The following is a 1,497-nucleotide window of genomic DNA, read 5'->3' as shown; positions in this document are numbered from 1 at the left end:
GTGTGGCATGCAGCGGCGGAGCTGGGTGGGCAAGTGCCGCCGCCGCCGCAATACGGGCGGTCTGCACCGCGGGCGCATGCGGATGTGCTGACCGGGGTTCCGTTCGGCGGACGGTGACTGTCCAGCTCGCATCGCCTCGAYGGGGCCGATGCGATGCGAAGCGAGCGAGGCGTGTGGAGAAGAACGGTCAACAATCCCAATGAAGGAGGATGTGCAGCCGAAGTGGCAGTGTTGTCCGAAGCGGGCCAGAACGAACCGTATGGTTTTGTATTGAAGCTCTTTGCTTTGGTTACTTTCATTTGGGCTCAAATGAAAGCGAAGCTTCGGCGAAGCCAAAGTGACTCGCCCGCCGGGGCGAAACCCCGGCAATGCCAAAAAAGAACGATCGTTCTTTTTAGCGCTCAGCATCGATACAATGCGCGCCACCGAGACAAGCGCTGCCTGCCGCGCAGCGCCCAGGACACAAGGACCGACATGACCCCCGAAGCCATCCTCGAGCAACATGGCCCGCGCGAATCCATGGAGTACGACGTCGTGGTCGTCGGGGGTGGCCCCGGCGGCTTGGCGACCGCGATCAAGCTCAAGCAGCTGGCGGCCTCACAGGGCAAGGAGATCTCGGTCGTCGTGCTCGAGAAGGGTTCCGAACCCGGCGCCCACATCCTCAGCGGCGCCATCATGGACCCTCGCGCCCTCACCGAACTCTTCCCCAACTGGAAGGAACTCGGCGCCCCGCTGAACCAGCCCGTCGCCCATGACGAGATGCTGTTCCTCAGCCAGACCGGCACGCTGCGCACGCCGCAGTTCCTGATCCCCGGCAGCCTGCACAACGCCGGCAACTACATCATCAGCCTCGGCAGCGTCGTGCGCTGGCTCGGCCAGCAGGCCGARGSSCTSGGCGTYGARATCTTCCCSGGCTTCGCSGCCGCCGAAGTCCTCTACAACGACGACGGCTCGGTCAAGGGCGTCGCCACCGGCAACCTCGGCATCGGCAAGGACGGCGAGCCCACCGGCGAATTCCAGCTCGGCATGGAGCTGCACGCCAAGTACACGGTGTTCGCCGAAGGCGCCCGCGGCCAGCTCGGCCGCCAGCTGATCGCGCGCTTCAAGCTCGACGACGGCCGCGATCCGCAGACCTACGCGCTCGGCATCAAGGAGCTGTGGGAGATCGACCCCGCCAAGGCCAAGCCCGGCCAGGTGATCCACTCGCTCGGCTGGCCGATGGACAACAGCACCTACGGCGGCGGCTTCCTGTACCACATGGAAGACAACAAGGTCACGCTCGGCTTCATCACCGGCCTGGAGTACAGCAACCCCTGGCTCAGCCCGTTCGAGGAAATGCAGCGCTGGAAGACGCACCCCGCGATCCGCGCCTGCCTCGAAGGCGGCAAGCGCATCGGCTACGGTGCCCGCGCGATCACCTGCGGCGGGCTGATGAGCCTGCCGAAGTTCGTGTTCCCCGGCGGCGCGCTGGTCGGCTGCGAGGCCGGCTTCCTGAAC

1 protein-coding gene is annotated in these 1,497 nt (G+C 65.6%); it reads left to right on the top strand.

The window, feature by feature from the left end:
• Nucleotides 1-474: 474 nt before the first annotated feature.
• Nucleotides 475-1,497, top strand: a 1,023-nt coding sequence (locus AC1D15_RS31755; RefSeq protein ID WP_477829185.1) for an NAD(P)/FAD-dependent oxidoreductase, incomplete at its 3' end; no start/stop codon positions are given.

It is taken from the genome of Rhizobacter sp. P2_H2, assembly GCF_056403375.1.
This window is presented reverse-complemented; position numbering and strand designations above follow the sequence as displayed.